Source organism: Cognataquiflexum rubidum, assembly GCF_022538115.1.
Classification (GTDB): Bacteria; Bacteroidota; Bacteroidia; order Cytophagales; family Cyclobacteriaceae; genus Cognataquiflexum; species Cognataquiflexum rubidum.
In genome coordinates this window covers 55,276-70,482 of record NZ_JAKZAL010000017.1, presented here as the reverse complement: position 1 = coordinate 70,482, position 15,207 = coordinate 55,276, and the positions used below count along the sequence as shown (strand labels likewise).

Annotated in this window: 11 protein-coding genes; 9 read left to right on the top strand and 2 right to left on the bottom strand. The window is 40.8% G+C overall.

Going from position 1 to position 15,207, the window contains the following annotated elements; genetic code table 11:
• Positions 1-181: 181 nt before the first annotated feature.
• Together MMU05_RS17060 and MMU05_RS17055 are read left to right on the top strand one after the other, a co-directional pair.
• Positions 182-2,887 (top strand): phosphoenolpyruvate carboxylase, encoded by a 2,706-nt coding sequence (locus MMU05_RS17060; protein ID WP_241142888.1) that lies wholly within the window; start codon positions 182-184, stop codon positions 2,885-2,887.
• Positions 2,888-3,021: 134 nt separating this feature from the next.
• Complete coding sequence (locus MMU05_RS17055; protein ID WP_241142887.1) at positions 3,022-3,387, top strand: DUF2200 domain-containing protein; 366 nt, start codon at positions 3,022-3,024, stop codon at positions 3,385-3,387.
• A 178-nt stretch (positions 3,388-3,565) separates the two neighbouring features.
• On the opposite strand, the gene MMU05_RS17050 is transcribed toward MMU05_RS17055, so the two are convergent.
• On the bottom strand, positions 3,566-4,672 hold the full coding sequence (locus MMU05_RS17050; protein WP_241142886.1) for an AI-2E family transporter: 1,107 nt from the start codon (positions 4,670-4,672) through the stop codon (positions 3,566-3,568).
• Between the two features lie 624 nt (positions 4,673-5,296).
• On the opposite strand from MMU05_RS17050, the gene MMU05_RS17045 reads away from it, so the two are divergent.
• Positions 5,297-6,367, top strand: a complete 1,071-nt coding sequence (locus MMU05_RS17045) for a mechanosensitive ion channel family protein (protein ID WP_241142885.1) — start codon at positions 5,297-5,299, stop codon at positions 6,365-6,367.
• A 114-nt stretch (positions 6,368-6,481) separates the two neighbouring features.
• Here MMU05_RS17045 and MMU05_RS17040 read toward each other — a convergent pair whose 3' ends face one another.
• Positions 6,482-7,495: an LLM class flavin-dependent oxidoreductase gene (locus MMU05_RS17040; RefSeq protein ID WP_241142884.1), complete on the bottom strand. Its 1,014-nt coding sequence runs from the start codon at positions 7,493-7,495 to the stop codon at positions 6,482-6,484.
• Positions 7,496-7,847: 352 nt separating this feature from the next.
• Between MMU05_RS17040 and MMU05_RS17035 the strand changes: the two genes are divergently transcribed.
• From MMU05_RS17035 to MMU05_RS17010, 6 genes are all read left to right on the top strand, one after another.
• On the top strand, positions 7,848-8,861 hold the full coding sequence (locus MMU05_RS17035) for a PDDEXK nuclease domain-containing protein (RefSeq protein ID WP_241142883.1): 1,014 nt from the start codon (positions 7,848-7,850) through the stop codon (positions 8,859-8,861).
• A 173-nt stretch (positions 8,862-9,034) separates the two neighbouring features.
• Positions 9,035-9,574, top strand: a complete 540-nt coding sequence (locus MMU05_RS17030; RefSeq protein WP_241142882.1) for a hypothetical protein — start codon at positions 9,035-9,037, stop codon at positions 9,572-9,574.
• Positions 9,575-9,893: 319 nt separating this feature from the next.
• Complete coding sequence (locus tag MMU05_RS17025; RefSeq protein WP_241142881.1) at positions 9,894-11,198, top strand: DUF2254 domain-containing protein; 1,305 nt, start codon at positions 9,894-9,896, stop codon at positions 11,196-11,198.
• A gap of 232 nt (positions 11,199-11,430) precedes the next feature.
• Positions 11,431-13,503: a prolyl oligopeptidase family serine peptidase gene (locus MMU05_RS17020; RefSeq protein ID WP_241142880.1), complete on the top strand. Its 2,073-nt coding sequence runs from the start codon at positions 11,431-11,433 to the stop codon at positions 13,501-13,503.
• 612 nt (positions 13,504-14,115) lie between these two features.
• Positions 14,116-14,559: a DUF1016 N-terminal domain-containing protein gene (locus MMU05_RS17015; RefSeq protein ID WP_241142879.1), complete on the top strand. Its 444-nt coding sequence runs from the start codon at positions 14,116-14,118 to the stop codon at positions 14,557-14,559.
• Positions 14,549-15,154, top strand: a complete 606-nt coding sequence (locus MMU05_RS17010; protein WP_241142878.1) for a PDDEXK nuclease domain-containing protein — start codon at positions 14,549-14,551, stop codon at positions 15,152-15,154. The genes MMU05_RS17015 and MMU05_RS17010 overlap by 11 nt, the downstream gene beginning before the upstream one ends.
• Positions 15,155-15,207: the final 53 nt, after the last annotated feature.

Sequence of the window (15,207 nt, the reverse complement as noted above, 5' to 3'; positions counted from 1 at the left end):
AGATTGGATTTGTTTATTTGATTTTTCGGAGTTCGTTATTCGAATTGGCAGGGGCCAATTGTCATTGAAGTTGAAGGATGATAATTAACATAGGAATAAAAAGAAATCCTTGTTTTATAATGACCCGACAACTACTTTTCTACTATTGATTTTTGTGTGCGCAATTTAAAGAGCTTGGGTTATGAATACGAAAAAGAGTCCCTTTCAGAATGTCACTGAAAGCAGAAGTTTTTTGATTGGTTGTTATGTCGAGATGCTGTCCCGGATCCATGAACACGACGTCATTCCTTTGATCAATAGCCATCCGGAGGATTTTGCAGGGATCGATGACAACACACTTCCCATCGACAAGGTGATCCAATCGCTCAGTATTTACTTTCAGTTGATGACCATGGTGGAAGAAAATGCAGCGACACAATACCGGAGGAAAATGGAAAACCAAGATGACATCACGTCCATCAGGGGATCATGGGCGGAGGCATTTAAAATCTGGAAAGACCAAGGAATCGCAGAGGAGGATATGCTCCAAGCCATCTCTCAAGTTAGCGTGATACCGGTACTGACTGCACATCCCACCGAAGCCAAAAGGGTCACCGTGATAGAAATCCACCGGGAATTGTATTTGCTTTTGGTACAGCGGGAAAACGTGTCTCTCAGCAAGCTTGAACAAAATTTGATTGAAGCAAAGATCATCCACCTCTTGGAGAGATGGTGGCGGACAGGGGAGATTTACCTCGAAAAACCGGATATCCGGGACGAAAGGGCAAATACCGTTTATTACCTGAGAAATATTTTTCCGACTGTATTGGAGAAAAGCGACCAACAGCTTAAGGGCTCTTGGATTGCCATGGGATTTGACCCGCATAAAATCAAAAACCCGGATTCTTTTCCCAAAATCCAATTCGGAAGTTGGGTAGGAGGGGACAGAGACGGGCATCCTTTTGTCACGCCGGGTATCACGCAGGAAACGCTGTTGCTGCACAGAAATGCTGCCCTTTCGCTGATCAGATCGCAATTGGTGGTTTTGGCTAGCAAGCTTTCTGTTTCTGCCATCAGCAATCCTGTGCCATTTCTTTTGTCGGAAGCGGTAGAAAAAAAATCAAAAGCCTTGGGTGAAGCAGGGGAAAAAGCTGTCCGGAGAAATCCCTATGAGCCTTGGAGACAATATGCGAGTCTGATGCTGTTGCAGTTGGAGAATACCATTTCTGAAAAAAACGCAGATGCTGAAGCCCACTACAGGTCAAGAAAAGCGCTGTCAGATGACCTCAAATTCTTAAGGGAAATTCTCTCTGAAAACGGTTTGCAGGGCATAGCTGAAGATTTGTTTTTTCCGATTGAGCGGGCTGTTCATTGCTTTGGATTTCACCTTGCCAAATTGGACATCCGACAAAACAGCGCTTTTCATGACAAGGCCATTGCCCAAATTTTGCAATCAAATGGGGAAAAGGATTACGATTTTGCCAATTGGGGCGAAGAAAAACGTGTGGCTTATCTGAATAAAATCCTGGAAAGCCATTCCCTGATCACAGACATTACGGTGTCCTATGGGGCTGAAGCAGACAATGTTTTGGACTGCTATAGGGTAGTCAGGCATCATATCAATCAATATGGCTCGGAAGGAATTGGTTCTTTTATCATCAGTATGACAAGGAATCTCAGCGATTTGCTTGTCGTATACCTGTTGATGCGTGAGACTCAATTGCTCAATACCCATATCAAGGTGGTTCCCCTTTTGGAAACCATCGAAGACCTTCACAACGGTCCTGAGATCTTGGATAAATTTCTCCAACATCCTCTCACCCAACAGCGGGCTGCCGGGATTTCCAACCAACAGGAAGTCATGTTGGGCTACAGCGACAGCAACAAAGACGGAGGAACGATTGCCAGTAAGTGGAACCTGTTCAAAGCAGAGGTAAAACTTGCCGAGGTGGGTAGAAAAAACAATACAGGCATTTATTTTTTCCATGGAACAGGAGGAACTATCAGTAGGGGTGGAGGAAAGTATCACCGCTTTTTGGAAAGCATGCCTACCTACACTGTCAACGGAACCATCAAAATCACGGTGCAGGGAGAAACTGTTGCGCAGCAATTTGGCAATCCCCTGACTGCCACCTACAACCTGAATGCCCTGACCTCAGGTGTAGCCAAGCAAACTATCCAAGGCAAAAGCAAAACCAAGGAAGCAGCGATTCCTTTTGAAACCATGGAGTTTTTGTCCAAAAAATCATTTGAGCACTACCAGGATTTTATTCAAACACCGGGCTTTATCGATTTTTATAGCAGAGTAACTTGTATAGATGTATTAGAAAAAAGTAAAATCGGTTCTAGACCTGTCAGAAGAACAGGCACCCGGACGCTCGGTGATCTGCGGGCAATTCCATGGGTATTTAGCTGGAACCTTTCCAGGATTACCATCACCGGTTGGTATGGACTCGGGGAGGCTTTGATGAAGCTGAAAGAAGAAAAACCTGGAGCTTTCGAAGGTTTGAAAAAGATGGTCAACGATTGGACTTTTTTCAAGTTTCTGATCATTCAGACAGAGACTAACTTGATCCTTTCCCATGTGGAGATGATGAAGTTATATGCGGAACTTGATGGAGATACCGCAGAGAGAGACTTGTTTATGGGTAAGATCCTGAAGGATTATGATAATGGCTTTAAGCTGATCGGGGAGCTTTTTGAAGAACCTGTTGCTGTCAGGAGGGAGGGACAATATGACAACCTGAAATGGAGAGAAGGCAAACTGAAAATCCTCCACAAGCTGCATATCCACTACCTGAAGCAGTGGAGGGAAATGGATGACAACAGTGCGGAAAAAGACAAGATGCTTGTAAAATTGCTCAGTATGATCAATTCTCTTTCAAGTGGCTTGAAAAATACTGGATAATCAAAGGCGAATCCAGGAATGAAGACGGAAGACGGAATTGCATTGCACCAACAATCCTTATTTTCTTTGGTCAAATATTTGAAGTCAAGGTTGCTATTTTACCTATCAAGAAGTTTCACTAAAACTGAAATCCAATGAAAACAACTCCCGAACACAATGAGCGAGTGGCAAAGATGACCTTTGCTTCGGTATTTCCCCACTATATCACCAAAGTGGAGCGCAAAGGCAGGACAAAGGAAGAACTGTTTCAGGTTATCGAGTGGCTGACGGGTTTTGATGAAAAGAAGTTGCAGGACCTGATTGATGAAAAAGCCAGCTTTGAAACCTTCTTTAACGAAGCAACTTTGAACCCCAATGCAGTACTTATCACAGGCGTAATCTGCGGTTACAGGATTGAAGAAATTGAAAATCCTATCACCCGACAGGTCAGGTATATGGACAAGTTGGTCGATGAATTGGCCAATGGCAAAAAAATGGAAAAGATTTTACGGGTTGGGTGAGGAGCTCCGATTCCACATTTATTTATATGTTTGTACGCAAAGATGCCACAAGATTGGATAAATATATTAAATCTCGTCTGCAGACCGAAATGCCCGGTACTTCGGTCTTCCGACTTCGGTCTTCAGTCCAGCTTGAATAAAAACAAAGGGTTACTGGCAAAGAAGCGGATATCCATATTTATTTAAACCATCCCTTTACTTTTTCCATCCACTTTGAAGCTTTTTCTTCTTTTTTCTCATCACCCGAAATGTCGTTGCTGATCAGCATGGCTATGGGTTTCAGCTGTTCAAACTCCTCGCAGATTACTTTGAGGATGGAAGCAAATGGCAAAAATAGAATCATGCCTGCCACTCCCCATACCGCAGCTCCAACCAACAAACTCATAATGGCAACCAAGGCATTGACATTGAGGCTACTGCCTACAATCTTTGGATTGAGAAAGTTGCTTTCAATCACCTGGATTGCCCAAAACCAAATGACCACCGCCACGGGAACCCATAGAGAATCCGAAGACATAAAAGCGTAAAGTACCGGAATAACTGCGCCAATGGTGGTGCCGACAAAAGGTACAATGGATAACAATGCTGCTAAAAATCCAAATAGAAAGGGGTTGTCAATCCCTATAAGGAGCAACCCGATACTGTTGGCAAAACCCAAAATCAAAATCAAGATAAACATTCCCGAAATGTATTGTTTTCCCACGCGCTGTATTTTTTGGAGCATCCTAAAGATTCTATCCTGATTTTCTTCCTCCCCAAAAGAGACAAATGCCTTGGTCAAGCCGTCCCTATAAATCAGGATCAAAAAGGTAAAGATGATAGTGGTAAATATGCCTGTAAATAATGTGGTCGTGGTGCTAAAAGTACTTTGTAATAATGTTCCGGATGATGATTGAAGCCAGCTTTTTCCCTCCTCAATCAAATCTTCCCTGTTCAGATCCTCGATAAAACTGATATTTCCATTTATATAGACGATTACCTCCGACAAGATGTCCATTATTTTTTCTGTGAATCCCGCTATCTGATCTGAGAAATTCATAATCTGGGAAGAGATTAGAGTCAGAGATCCTCCCAAAATCAGAAACAACATCAGTAAGGAAAGGAAGGCGGCAAGCAGCCGATTGACTCCCCAAGCTTCTAATTTTTGAACTACCGGAAATAAAATAAAGGAGACAAGCAAGGCCATACTGAGCGGAATCAGGACAGACCTGGCAATCACCATCACCGCAAAAAGACCAAATACGAAGGCCAACACAAAGAATAATTTGGAGAAGGATAGATTCATAGGTTTGTCAATTTCATGTCTTTAGCGTAAAATATGGCATGGAATTTTGACCGCCCCTTTAAGCTTGGGCTATTTTGGGAGGCCAAATCGAAAAAGAAGATACGGAGACAAAGGTCGGGATCATTTTAGGCGAAAAAGCAATACAATATCAGGTGTGTTTTACATAATTCGCAGAATACTTCAATTGGACCATTCATTTTTATGTGTGTCCGGATGAATGAACAAACCTAAATTAACTATAAAGATGTTCTTAAGGACATAGAAAATCGATCGCTCATTTTTACAGCTACTTTTTTTCTTAGCCAAAAAAGTAGCCAAAAAAGCCAAGACGGGCAGCCGCACATTCTGGCTATTAAAACTCCCGTTTTAATCCCTTATCCACACACAAGGCCTGTGCCGGCCTCCCGAAGTTTCGGGATCCTTCCTTCCCACTTCGAACAAATGGAGTTCAGTTTTTAGATAGAAAATTTCGGAATTGGTCGGGAACGTGCAACAATGCGGATACTCAAATTCATTTTTGACATTTTCTATAGAACTGTCCTATCAGAAATTTATTGGGGGGAAGCCAAGCAAGGAAAAACAGAAACTTGGTAAAGATTTCGCCTACTTGAGTTAACTTCATGCATGGGAACGACAGGACAAAAAGAAGACAAAGAACTTGAAGCCATCAAAAAAGATGAGAAAGTGCAAAGGGCCCTGAGCGAAACCTCCGTTGTTGCACAAAAAGAAAGCCCTGAATTTGTACAAAAACAAATGCCCTTTTTAGGAATCACAGCCATTGTTTTTTTGTCATGTGGAGCCCTTTATTTTCTCTTAGGCTGGAAGAGATTGCCTATTCCGATTACCTATATTCCACTTGCCCAAAAAATTTTATTAGCCATAATGTTGGTTTCTTTGGTATTGTTTGCGATTAGGCTTTTAAAAAATATCGTTAACAGCAAGATTGAAGATAAAACCAAAGAATTTAATTTCAACCGGATCGCAGACTTATTTGCAGCCCTGATCATTCTTGTCATCATCCTTTCCCTTCTTTTTGCGAATTGGTATGCGGCGGCGGTTTCATTTGGAATTATATCCTTGATTCTGGGTTTTGCCTTACAAAACTTGATCACGAGTTTTTTTGGATGGCTTTACATTCTGATCCGAAAACCGTTTGAAGTCGGTGATCGAATTAAGATAGGAAATGTCTTTGGCGATGTCATCAATGTCGGCTATCTGGATACCACCCTTTGGGAATTTCATGGGGATTATTTGACGTCTGACCATCCAAGTGGACGTATTATCAGATTTGCCAACTCCAAAGTATTCGTTGAATATGTCTACAACTATTCATGGCCTTTGTTTCCTTTTATCTGGAATGAAATGAGCTTCTTCATATCTTATGACAGCGATTTTAAATTTACCAGCGAAACCATCAAGCGTGTGGTTGAAGTTAAGATTGGGGAAGCAATGGTCAGAAGGGTGAAGCGCTTCAAAAAGATTTTGTCTGAAACTCCCGTAGATGAATTGGATGTCAATGAATACCCTACGGTGATTTTGAAGGCACATGTCAATACCTGGATAGAGGTGACAGTGCGCTACCTGGTCGAACCAAAAAATTCCGGCCGTGTGAAAAGGGAACTTTTTGAGGTTGTAATAGAAGAATTAAAGAAAAATCCTGACAAGGTGATTTTCCCCAATACCAAATTGGCCTGACATTGAAGTGTTTCATTGCAATTGAATTCAAATGGGAGTAATTGAAGGGGCAATGAGGGAAGCCCACATTTTGGTTATAATGAAAAAACTCTTTCTGTGAAACGCCGAGCTGCTTTACCTCTTCTCGTTTATCTCCTCCATCACTTCCGCAAATAGCGTCGCAGACTTAATCCTGTCTTCAATGGCATACATGGTCGAGGTGGCGATGATTTCATCCACTTGGGTTTGCGCCAAAAATTCCTTTGCCTGTTTCTTTACGGTTTCCTTACTGCCTACAAAGGAATATTTCAGCATCTGTTGCAGTGAAGGATGCTGCACCATTTCTTTCAAATCCCTCGTCATTGCTGTCGGTGCCTGTAGACCTTGTCTGGATCCTGTCAATACACTGAAAAACATCCTGATCAAGGTCGTATATAATCTTTCAGCTTCTTCGTCTGTATCAGCCACAAATACATTGACACCCGCCAAGGTGTATGGTTGGGATAAAAACTCCGAAGGTTGAAATTCCTGATGGTAGATACCCAAAGCCTGCAACAGATAGGTGGATGCAAAGTGGCTGGCAAAGGCATAGGGCAATCCTTTTTTTGCCGACAAATGGGCACTGTCTGTACTCGATCCCAAGATATAGAGCGGCACATCAGTTCCTTCCGCTATGGTCGCCCTTACTTTGGCGCTTTTGTTTTTGACCGAAAAGTAATACTGAATCTTTTCTACTTCATTTGGAAAGGACTGTGCTGCCTGCATAAAATCCGACCGGATGGCTTGTGCCGTCAGCGAATCCGTACCGGGAGCCCTGCCAAGACCCAAGTCGATACGGTTGGGATAGAGATGCGCGAGGGTTCCAAACTGCTCTGCGATAATCAATGGAGAGTGATTGGGCAGCATGATACCACCCGAACCTACCCTGATGGTCTTGGTGTTTTCGGCCACGTAACCGATCAGGAGAGAAGTAGCGCTGCTGCCGATATGCTCGGAATTATGGTGCTCGGCAAACCAATACCGCTTGTAACCCAAAGATTCAGCGGCTTGGGCTAAAGCTAGGGAGTTGTGGAGGGTTTGTTTTATGGTACCACCCTGCGGCACAATGGCAAGTTCTAAGATGGAGTAAGCTATGTTTTTATGACTCATGATTAAGTTATCCTTGTTTTGGATGTATTTTAAATATTACATCGATATTCATGGATATTGGATATTCATGGATATTGGTTAAGGATCAAACCTTATATATGGTTTTGACTTCTGCTGACATCAACAGATAAGCTCCTCAAATAGGTTCGAATGGTGTGGCCTTATGGGAAAAGAAAGTGGGGAAGAACCGAAAAGTAATTTGCTCAAATTGGATATTTAGATAATTAGTTTTATGTTTAGATAATGAGAAAATAGACGCCCCAGTAGCGTAAAGCAAACCGTTAGGGAATACGCAAAAAAACAAGGAGACTTTTCTAGAGGTAGCTAAATTCAGAAAAAGGCAAACAAGCAAATGATTGAAAAAAGTAATTCAAAGCCGGAAGCAGCTTTGTTTAATGAAATAAGTAATCTTATTGAGCAAAGCCATTCCAGGGCAATATCTCAAGTAAACAGTGCAATGACCTTACTTTATTGGCAAGTAGGAAAGCGGATTAATGATTTCATTTTGGAGCATAAACGTGCCGAATATGGAAGGATAATTGTCGTTACACTGTCACGACAATTAGAAGAGCGTTTCGGTCGGAATTTTGAAGAAAAGAATTTACGGAGAATGCTTCAATTTTCAGATGTTTTTCCAGACCCTGAAATAGTCGTTACGCTGTCACGACATTTAAGCTGGTCGCATTTTTTAGTTTTAATACCATTAAAATCAAATGAAAAAATAAACTTTTATTCCCATCGGGCAATAGAAGAACAATTGGGGGTTAGAGGTCTTAGAAAACAAATTGAACAAAAAACATACGAAAGAAAAGAAATAGCTAATATACAACTGCCAGATAAGGGGCACCATCTTTCTGATAAGTTTAAAGATCCTTATCTACTTGACTTTTTAAATCTACCTTATGGTTATCTAGAAAATGACCTAGAAACTGCCATATTGAAAGAACTTGAAAAATTCATTCTAGAGATTGGGAAAGGATTTGCATTTATAGAGCGACAAAAAAGAATGATAGTTGATGGGGAAGATTATTATTTGGATCTTCTGTTTTATCATCGAAAGTTGAAAAGATTGGTAGCTATTGAGTTAAAAATCGGGAAATTTCAAGCTAAGCATAAAGGACAGATGGAATTGTACCTGAAATGGTTAAATAAAAATGAAAGACAGGAAGGTGAAAATTCTCCAGTCGGATTAATTCTTTGTGCAGAGACAAGTAAAGAACAGGTGGAACTTCTGGAAATGCATAAAGATGGAATTATGGTTGCCGAATATTTAACTGAATTGCCCTCTAAAAATGAATTAGAAAAAAAATTACATAAAGCATACATAGAAGCAAAGGAAGTTTTAGAGAAACGCAAACTTCTTTGATACAAAAAAAGAATGTACAAAGCCCTAAGATCACTTTGAATCCATTGTGCAGTTCCGAGTAATTATGAAAATCGGTATCTTTGAAAAGTTAGGAATAGGCAGAAGAGAACATCTCCGAATACCTGCTGGCTTCAAGCTGAATCATGTTATAGGACATTTTGAATAACGGCAACATGAACTTTCATCTAAATAAAAACTTAGGAAATTGGTTAGCACAACTGAATGGCAAGACAGTTGACAAAATATTTCAAGTTGACTATAATGGAGTTGAAAGAATCGAAGACAGCTATTTACCTTGGCTATTCTTTATAACATTTACTGACTTTGACAAGTATTTAGAAATCGAAGGTGACTTTGATGGTGACCACATAGAAATAAATCTCTATGACAATTCACAACTTGACAAAAGGTTAAAAGAAAAAAACTTACCTGATCAACCAGACTTATTGCGTGTTTATGAAACTGAAAAACACGAAACTCTCGGAAAACTTTTGGGACAGAAAATTGCGTTTATTGAGTATGGTATAGACAAAGACGAATTCAAAATCAACGGAACAAAAATAAAAGGGCAAAAAGATGTTTTTGATTTTATAACCTTTAATTGTGAAAAACTGAAATTGACCATTTTTGAAAGTGTGGGACTCGCTATCTCAGATGACCCCAAAGTAAAACTTATGTTTGAAGACACATTTGACAGATTTAAAACAATATAGAAAAACGCCCACAACAGGAGTTTGTCAAAAAAATGGTTTCAGTGATTAAATGAATCTTTTTGGTTCGTATCAAGTACAGTATTGTTTGACAGTTTAGAGCCTCGAAATCCCGCCGTCTCCAAGCTCAACAAAATTAAATTTTTTCTTAGGTCACAAAAAGACGCTCCTCCTTCACCTCATCCTCTTCCGTGGTACCCAGTTTTCAGGTTAGATTCCTGTTTTCATGGAATATTTTTCAGGCTAACCACATTCAATGCTTCTTTCAAGTTTAAAATTTTTAACTTATCATTTATAAACCTCTGACCTAAGAACCTGTCCCATGAAAAAAATATTGTTTCAGTGGAGTGAATTGAAAGCGACTTTTTGGTTTGTTCCGGTCATTATCATCATCATTTCCATCCTGTTGTCAATTGGATTTGTCTATCTTGATGGACTTGTCGATGTGTCACAAGATGGCTTAGGCCGCTTCTTTTTTGTAAACAGTTCTGATTCTGCCAGAAGTATCCTGTCGACCATTTCCGGTGCGATGATGGGTGTCGCGGGAACTGTATTTTCAATTACCCTAGTGGCCTTGACCCTTGCCTCCTCGCAGTTTGGCCCACGGCTCATCAAGAATTTTATGTATGTCAGGCTCAATCAGGTTGTACTTGGGGCTTATATTTCAACTTACCTCTATTGCCTGCTGATTCTGAATTCCCTCAAAGCAGGCGATGATTTCACGTTCATTCCTTCAATTTCCATTCTTGTGGCGATAATAGCTGCCATTGCCAATATCATTTTATTGATAATTTTTATCCACCGTATCGCTACCAGCATTCAGGCGGACCATGTGATCTCTGATATCTCGGACTTTATTTCCAAACAGGTTCTGACCCTTTTTCCTGAAAAAATGGGTGAGGAAAACCAAACCGGAGAAAACGTGGATATTTCTGCGTCCATTTCTGGATATCCAAATCGTTGTTCCATAAAGTCCTCTAAAAGCGGCTATCTCCAATATATCTACGGGGAAACATTGATGGAAATTATTAGCCGGAATGATTCACTTCTTGATTTGTATTACCGACCGGGTGGGCACCTGGTGGAAGGGGTGGAGATTGGGATGCTTTATTCCAAAGGCAATTGGGAAAAAGAGGAGTTTGAAAAAATCCACGAGCAATTTGTCATCGGAAAAACCAAAACCTCACAGCAGGATATTGAATATTCTATCTATCAGATGGTCGAAATTGCTGTTCGCGCCCTTTCTCCAGGAGTCAATGACCCCTTCACAGCCATTGCCTGTATTGACAATTTGACGGCAACCATGTCCTATTTGGCACAAGCTAAATTCCCCTCAAGATATCGATTTGATGGGGAAGGAAATCTTAGGATTATTGCGGATACAGTGGCTTTCGATGGAGTTTTGGATGCTGCTTTCAACCAAATCAGGCAGTTTTCGGCCGGTAGTCCTGCTGTAATAATCAGGCTGATGGAGTCATTGATTACCCTGAGTGAATTTACAAATGAAAAACACAAAAAAGCTGTAATCAAGCATGCCGAGATGGTGTTGACTATCGGTAAGCAAACGATACAGGAAGAACATGACCTAGAAGATTTGATCAAAAGGTCAAAGAAGATTTTAAATTAGTCGGTTGAACCGGGTATCAGTATTTTTTTCCTGTAGACCAATCCGTGAAAATTGAGTATTTTGGTACTTGTAAATAGTTACGGTAGAACGACTTAGATTTTGAGTCCTTTGCCAAAATGAATATGTGTAAGAATGAGCGTGGATAAGATAATTAGCCAAAACCCACCGCCTCATTTTTTCAACCCATTCCTTAAAATTTCCTATTAATTTTTCCAACCAAAAAACATTCCTTATGAAAAACCACTTAATATTCTCGATGCTATTTTTCTCAGTTTGTTTTAGTGCGATATCCCAAGAAGATCCCTATAAGTGGTTGGAGGAGGTAGAGGGTGATCGGGCCCTTGAATTTGTAAAAAAGCAAAACAAGATCACCGAGGAAAGACTTAGCGGCCAAAAAGAGTACCATGATATTTTTAACAAAAGTCTCGAGATCTATAATTCACCGGATAGAATAATTTATCCAACCATCAATGGGGATTTCATTTATAACTTTTGGCAGGACAAAGATCATGTAAGGGGGATTTGGAGAAGGGCCTCCAAGCAAAGCTATATTTCAGGCAATCCTGATTGGGAAGTCCTTCTGGATTTGGATAAAATGTCCGAAGAGGACAAGATCCAATGGGTATACAAAGGCGCATCGGGCCTTCATCCAACGTATGATTTATTCCTAGTCAATCTCTCGAAGGGTGGTGGCGATGCTGTTGTTATCAGAGAATTTGATGTTACCAAAAAGGCCTTTGTCGATGATGGTTTTTTAATTGAAGAGTCAAAAGGGGGAGCTGATTTTATTGATAGAAATACTTTGATTGTTGCAACAGAGTTTGGTGAAAACTCCATGACCACTTCAGGGTATCCAAGACAGGTCAGAATGTGGAAAAGAGGAACCCCTCTTCAAGATGCCAAGCTAATTTATGAGGCAGAAGAAACCGATTTGGGCTCATTTGGGGGACAAATCAGAGATGGTTCTGAAAGCTACACGCTCATTACCAAAGCCATAACTATTTTTTCATACCATACCTACCTATGGTTGAATAATAAACTTGTCAAATTGGATATTCCTGAAGATGCTTCCATTTCAGGATTGTTAAACAATCAAGCGGTATTGAATCTGAAATCAGACTGGAATGTCAATGGCAAGACCTACGCACAAGGAACTTTGGTAAGTCTGGATTTGAAGGAACTGATCAATGGCCAAAAAAAGATCCAAGTGATATTCGAACCGGATGAACAGACAAGTGTGCAGGGTGTGAGTTCAACGAAATCCAAACTGTTGGTGAATCTTCTGACCAACGTCAAGAGCGAATTGTATATTTATTCCTTTGACAATGGAAAATGGGCAAGTGAGAAAGTCGATGCTCCTGATTTTGGGACGATTGGCCTGGCCGCCTCTGACGAACTTTCGGATGAGTACTATTTTACATTCACTAACTTTCTGACACCAACAACTTTATTTATTGCCAATGCCGGAGACAATACCTTTGAGGCCTTTAAATCTTTGCCTGCGTATTTTGACGGAAGTAAATACCAAGTGCAACAATTCCAGGCAAAGTCAAAAGATGGAACGATGGTCCCTTATTTTGTGGTATCATCAAAATCAACCAAGCTTGATGGCAAAAACCCGACTTTGCTTTATGCTTACGGGGGATTTGAGGTATCCCAAGTTCCCAATTATTCAGCTACCACTGGAACAGCGTGGTTGGAAAATGGGGGCGTGTATGTCCTTGCCAACATCCGTGGAGGAGGGGAATTTGGTCCAAAATGGCATCAGGCCGGATTAAAAGAAAAGAGGCAAAATGTCTATGACGATTTTCACGCAGTGGCGGAAGACCTGATTTCAAGGAAAATCACCTCCAATAAAAACCTGGCAATATATGGTGGGAGCAATGGCGGCTTGCTTGTCGGGGTTGCCTTTACGCAGCGGCCTGACCTGTATCAAGCTGTCGTCTGTGCTGTTCCTTTATTGGACATGCAACGGTACAACCAATTGCTGGCAGGTGCAAGTTGGATGGGAGAATATGGAGACCCTGACAAGCCCGAAGAATGGGCATTTATCAAAAAATACTCTCCTTATCATAACCTGAAGGAAGGTGTCGCCTATCCTGAAGTTTACTTTTTCACTTCCACCAAGGATGACCGTGTCCATCCGGGTCATGCCCGAAAGATGGCTGCAAAAATGATGGACATGGGCTATCCGGTTTTGTACTATGAAAATATGGAAGGCGGTCATGCCGGCTCTTCCACCAATGAACAGCGAGCAAAATCCACAGCTTTGATGTTTTCTTATTTGTTGATGAAGTTACGGTGAGAGATATGGAAGTAGAAGGATGGGTAACCGATGGGTGGTTTGGGACAAAAGCCACATAGTGGCGAAATCTTGGTAGCCTGGGTAAGGTGCTAGATTTAACCTTATACTATCACAAATTTCACTGCACCGCAGCCCATGATTAAAAAGGAATGCCGTTATTTTAATTTCGGTCATGGATTTTGTAAAAAGGAGGATCATCATTACCGAAATGGTAGGGAAAATCAAGTAAGGCACTACAAGGAATGGTATAGATGGGAGGTAGCTCAAGGGTAACCCAGAGGCGGAGTTTCCCTAGCTAGGACACGGAGTATCCCTAACTGAGAGGCGGAGTATGGTTAAGGGGAATATAGGACAAGGTGGGCGGGACTATACCTGAGGGATAGGGGAACATGCACGTTAACCCATGACATCACCTTTTCTTGATTATCAAACCTTTGCCCATTTTTTGAAAAATACCCTGATCACGGGATAGGGAACAAAAGGATTTTTGAACTAGATTAGCCAATCAAAAATTGGAGGTACAAGATTGCAATTCAAAAAAGTATTCAATAAAAAATACCAAGAAAACAGTAATCCTGAAAATTCTAAAATCATTAAATCCTGATTCTGACGATGAGCAATGAAATTCAACATCATCCACTTTTTGCTTCGATCAAAGAATTAATAGAGCAAAGTAAGCAACAGATAGCTGTTTCGGTAAATGCTACTATGACGGCTTTGTATTGGCAAATAGGCAGCACCATAAAAAATGAAGTCCTAAAAAATAGCAGAGCTGAATATGGACAGCTTATTGTGCACACACTGTCTACACAATTGGAAAAGGATTACGAAAAAGGCTGGAGCGAGAAACAATTGAGGCATTGTGTGCAATTCGCTACTGTTTTTGAAGATGAACAAATTGTCTCTGCACTGCGGAGACAATTGAGCTGGACACATTTGAAGGCTCTAATTTTTATAGAAGCCCCCTTAAAAAGAGAATTTTATATTGAAATGCGTAAACTCGAAAAACGGTCGGTCCCACTAATTACAAGAACGCATTCAGTCATTGCTTTATGAACGTACCGCTATCAGTAAAAAGCCCGAACTTACCATTCAGCACGATCTGGATTTGCTCAAAAATGAACAAAAGCTAAACCCTGACTTGGTATTCAGAGATTTTTACTTTTTAGAATTTCTTGGTCTCAGTGATATGTATTCTGAAAAAGATCTGGAATCTAGTATCATAGCCGAACTCCAACGCTTTATCATAGAATTGGGGAGCGATTTTGCTTTTTTGTCCAGACAAAAACGGAATAGCATAGACAACCGGGATTACTACATTGATTTGCTTTTTTACCACCGCAGATTAAAATGCCTGGTAGCCATAGACCTTAAAATCGGTGAATTTGAAGCAAGCTACAAAGGTCAAATGGAGTTGTATCTGAGATATCTAGAAAAATACGAGCAAGTGGAAGGGGAAAATACTCCGATTGGTTTGATCCTATGCCCAGGAAAAAATGAAGAACATGTGGAGTTGATGCAATTGGATAAAAGCAATATTCGGGTGGCAGACTATATGACTATCTTGCCCTCACAAAAAGTATTGCGGGAAAAGTTGCATGGAGCGGTAGAGATAGCCCATCAAAAATTAACCGCCAAGAATGATGAGTAAAGTAGGACAGATAGAACGTGCGACCCAAAATCGACCGGTAAAGCTCTTTAAGG

Excerpts from the sequence above, each read along its gene's own strand:
- MMU05_RS17060 (WP_241142888.1), top strand. The coding sequence starts at position 182 with ATGAATACGAAAAAGAGTCCCTTTCAGAATGTCACTGAAAGCAGAAGT.
- MMU05_RS17055 (WP_241142887.1), top strand. The coding sequence starts at position 3,022 with ATGAAAACAACTCCCGAACACAATGAGCGAGTGGCAAAGATGACCTTT.
- MMU05_RS17050 (WP_241142886.1), bottom strand. The coding sequence starts at position 4,672 with ATGAATCTATCCTTCTCCAAATTATTCTTTGTGTTGGCCTTCGTATTT.
- MMU05_RS17045 (WP_241142885.1), top strand. The coding sequence starts at position 5,297 with ATGGGAACGACAGGACAAAAAGAAGACAAAGAACTTGAAGCCATCAAA.
- MMU05_RS17040 (WP_241142884.1), bottom strand. The coding sequence starts at position 7,495 with ATGAGTCATAAAAACATAGCTTACTCCATCTTAGAACTTGCCATTGTG.
- MMU05_RS17035 (WP_241142883.1), top strand. The coding sequence starts at position 7,848 with ATGATTGAAAAAAGTAATTCAAAGCCGGAAGCAGCTTTGTTTAATGAA.
- MMU05_RS17030 (WP_241142882.1), top strand. The coding sequence starts at position 9,035 with ATGAACTTTCATCTAAATAAAAACTTAGGAAATTGGTTAGCACAACTG.
- MMU05_RS17025 (WP_241142881.1), top strand. The coding sequence starts at position 9,894 with ATGAAAAAAATATTGTTTCAGTGGAGTGAATTGAAAGCGACTTTTTGG.
- MMU05_RS17020 (WP_241142880.1), top strand. The coding sequence starts at position 11,431 with ATGAAAAACCACTTAATATTCTCGATGCTATTTTTCTCAGTTTGTTTT.
- MMU05_RS17015 (WP_241142879.1), top strand. The coding sequence starts at position 14,116 with ATGAGCAATGAAATTCAACATCATCCACTTTTTGCTTCGATCAAAGAA.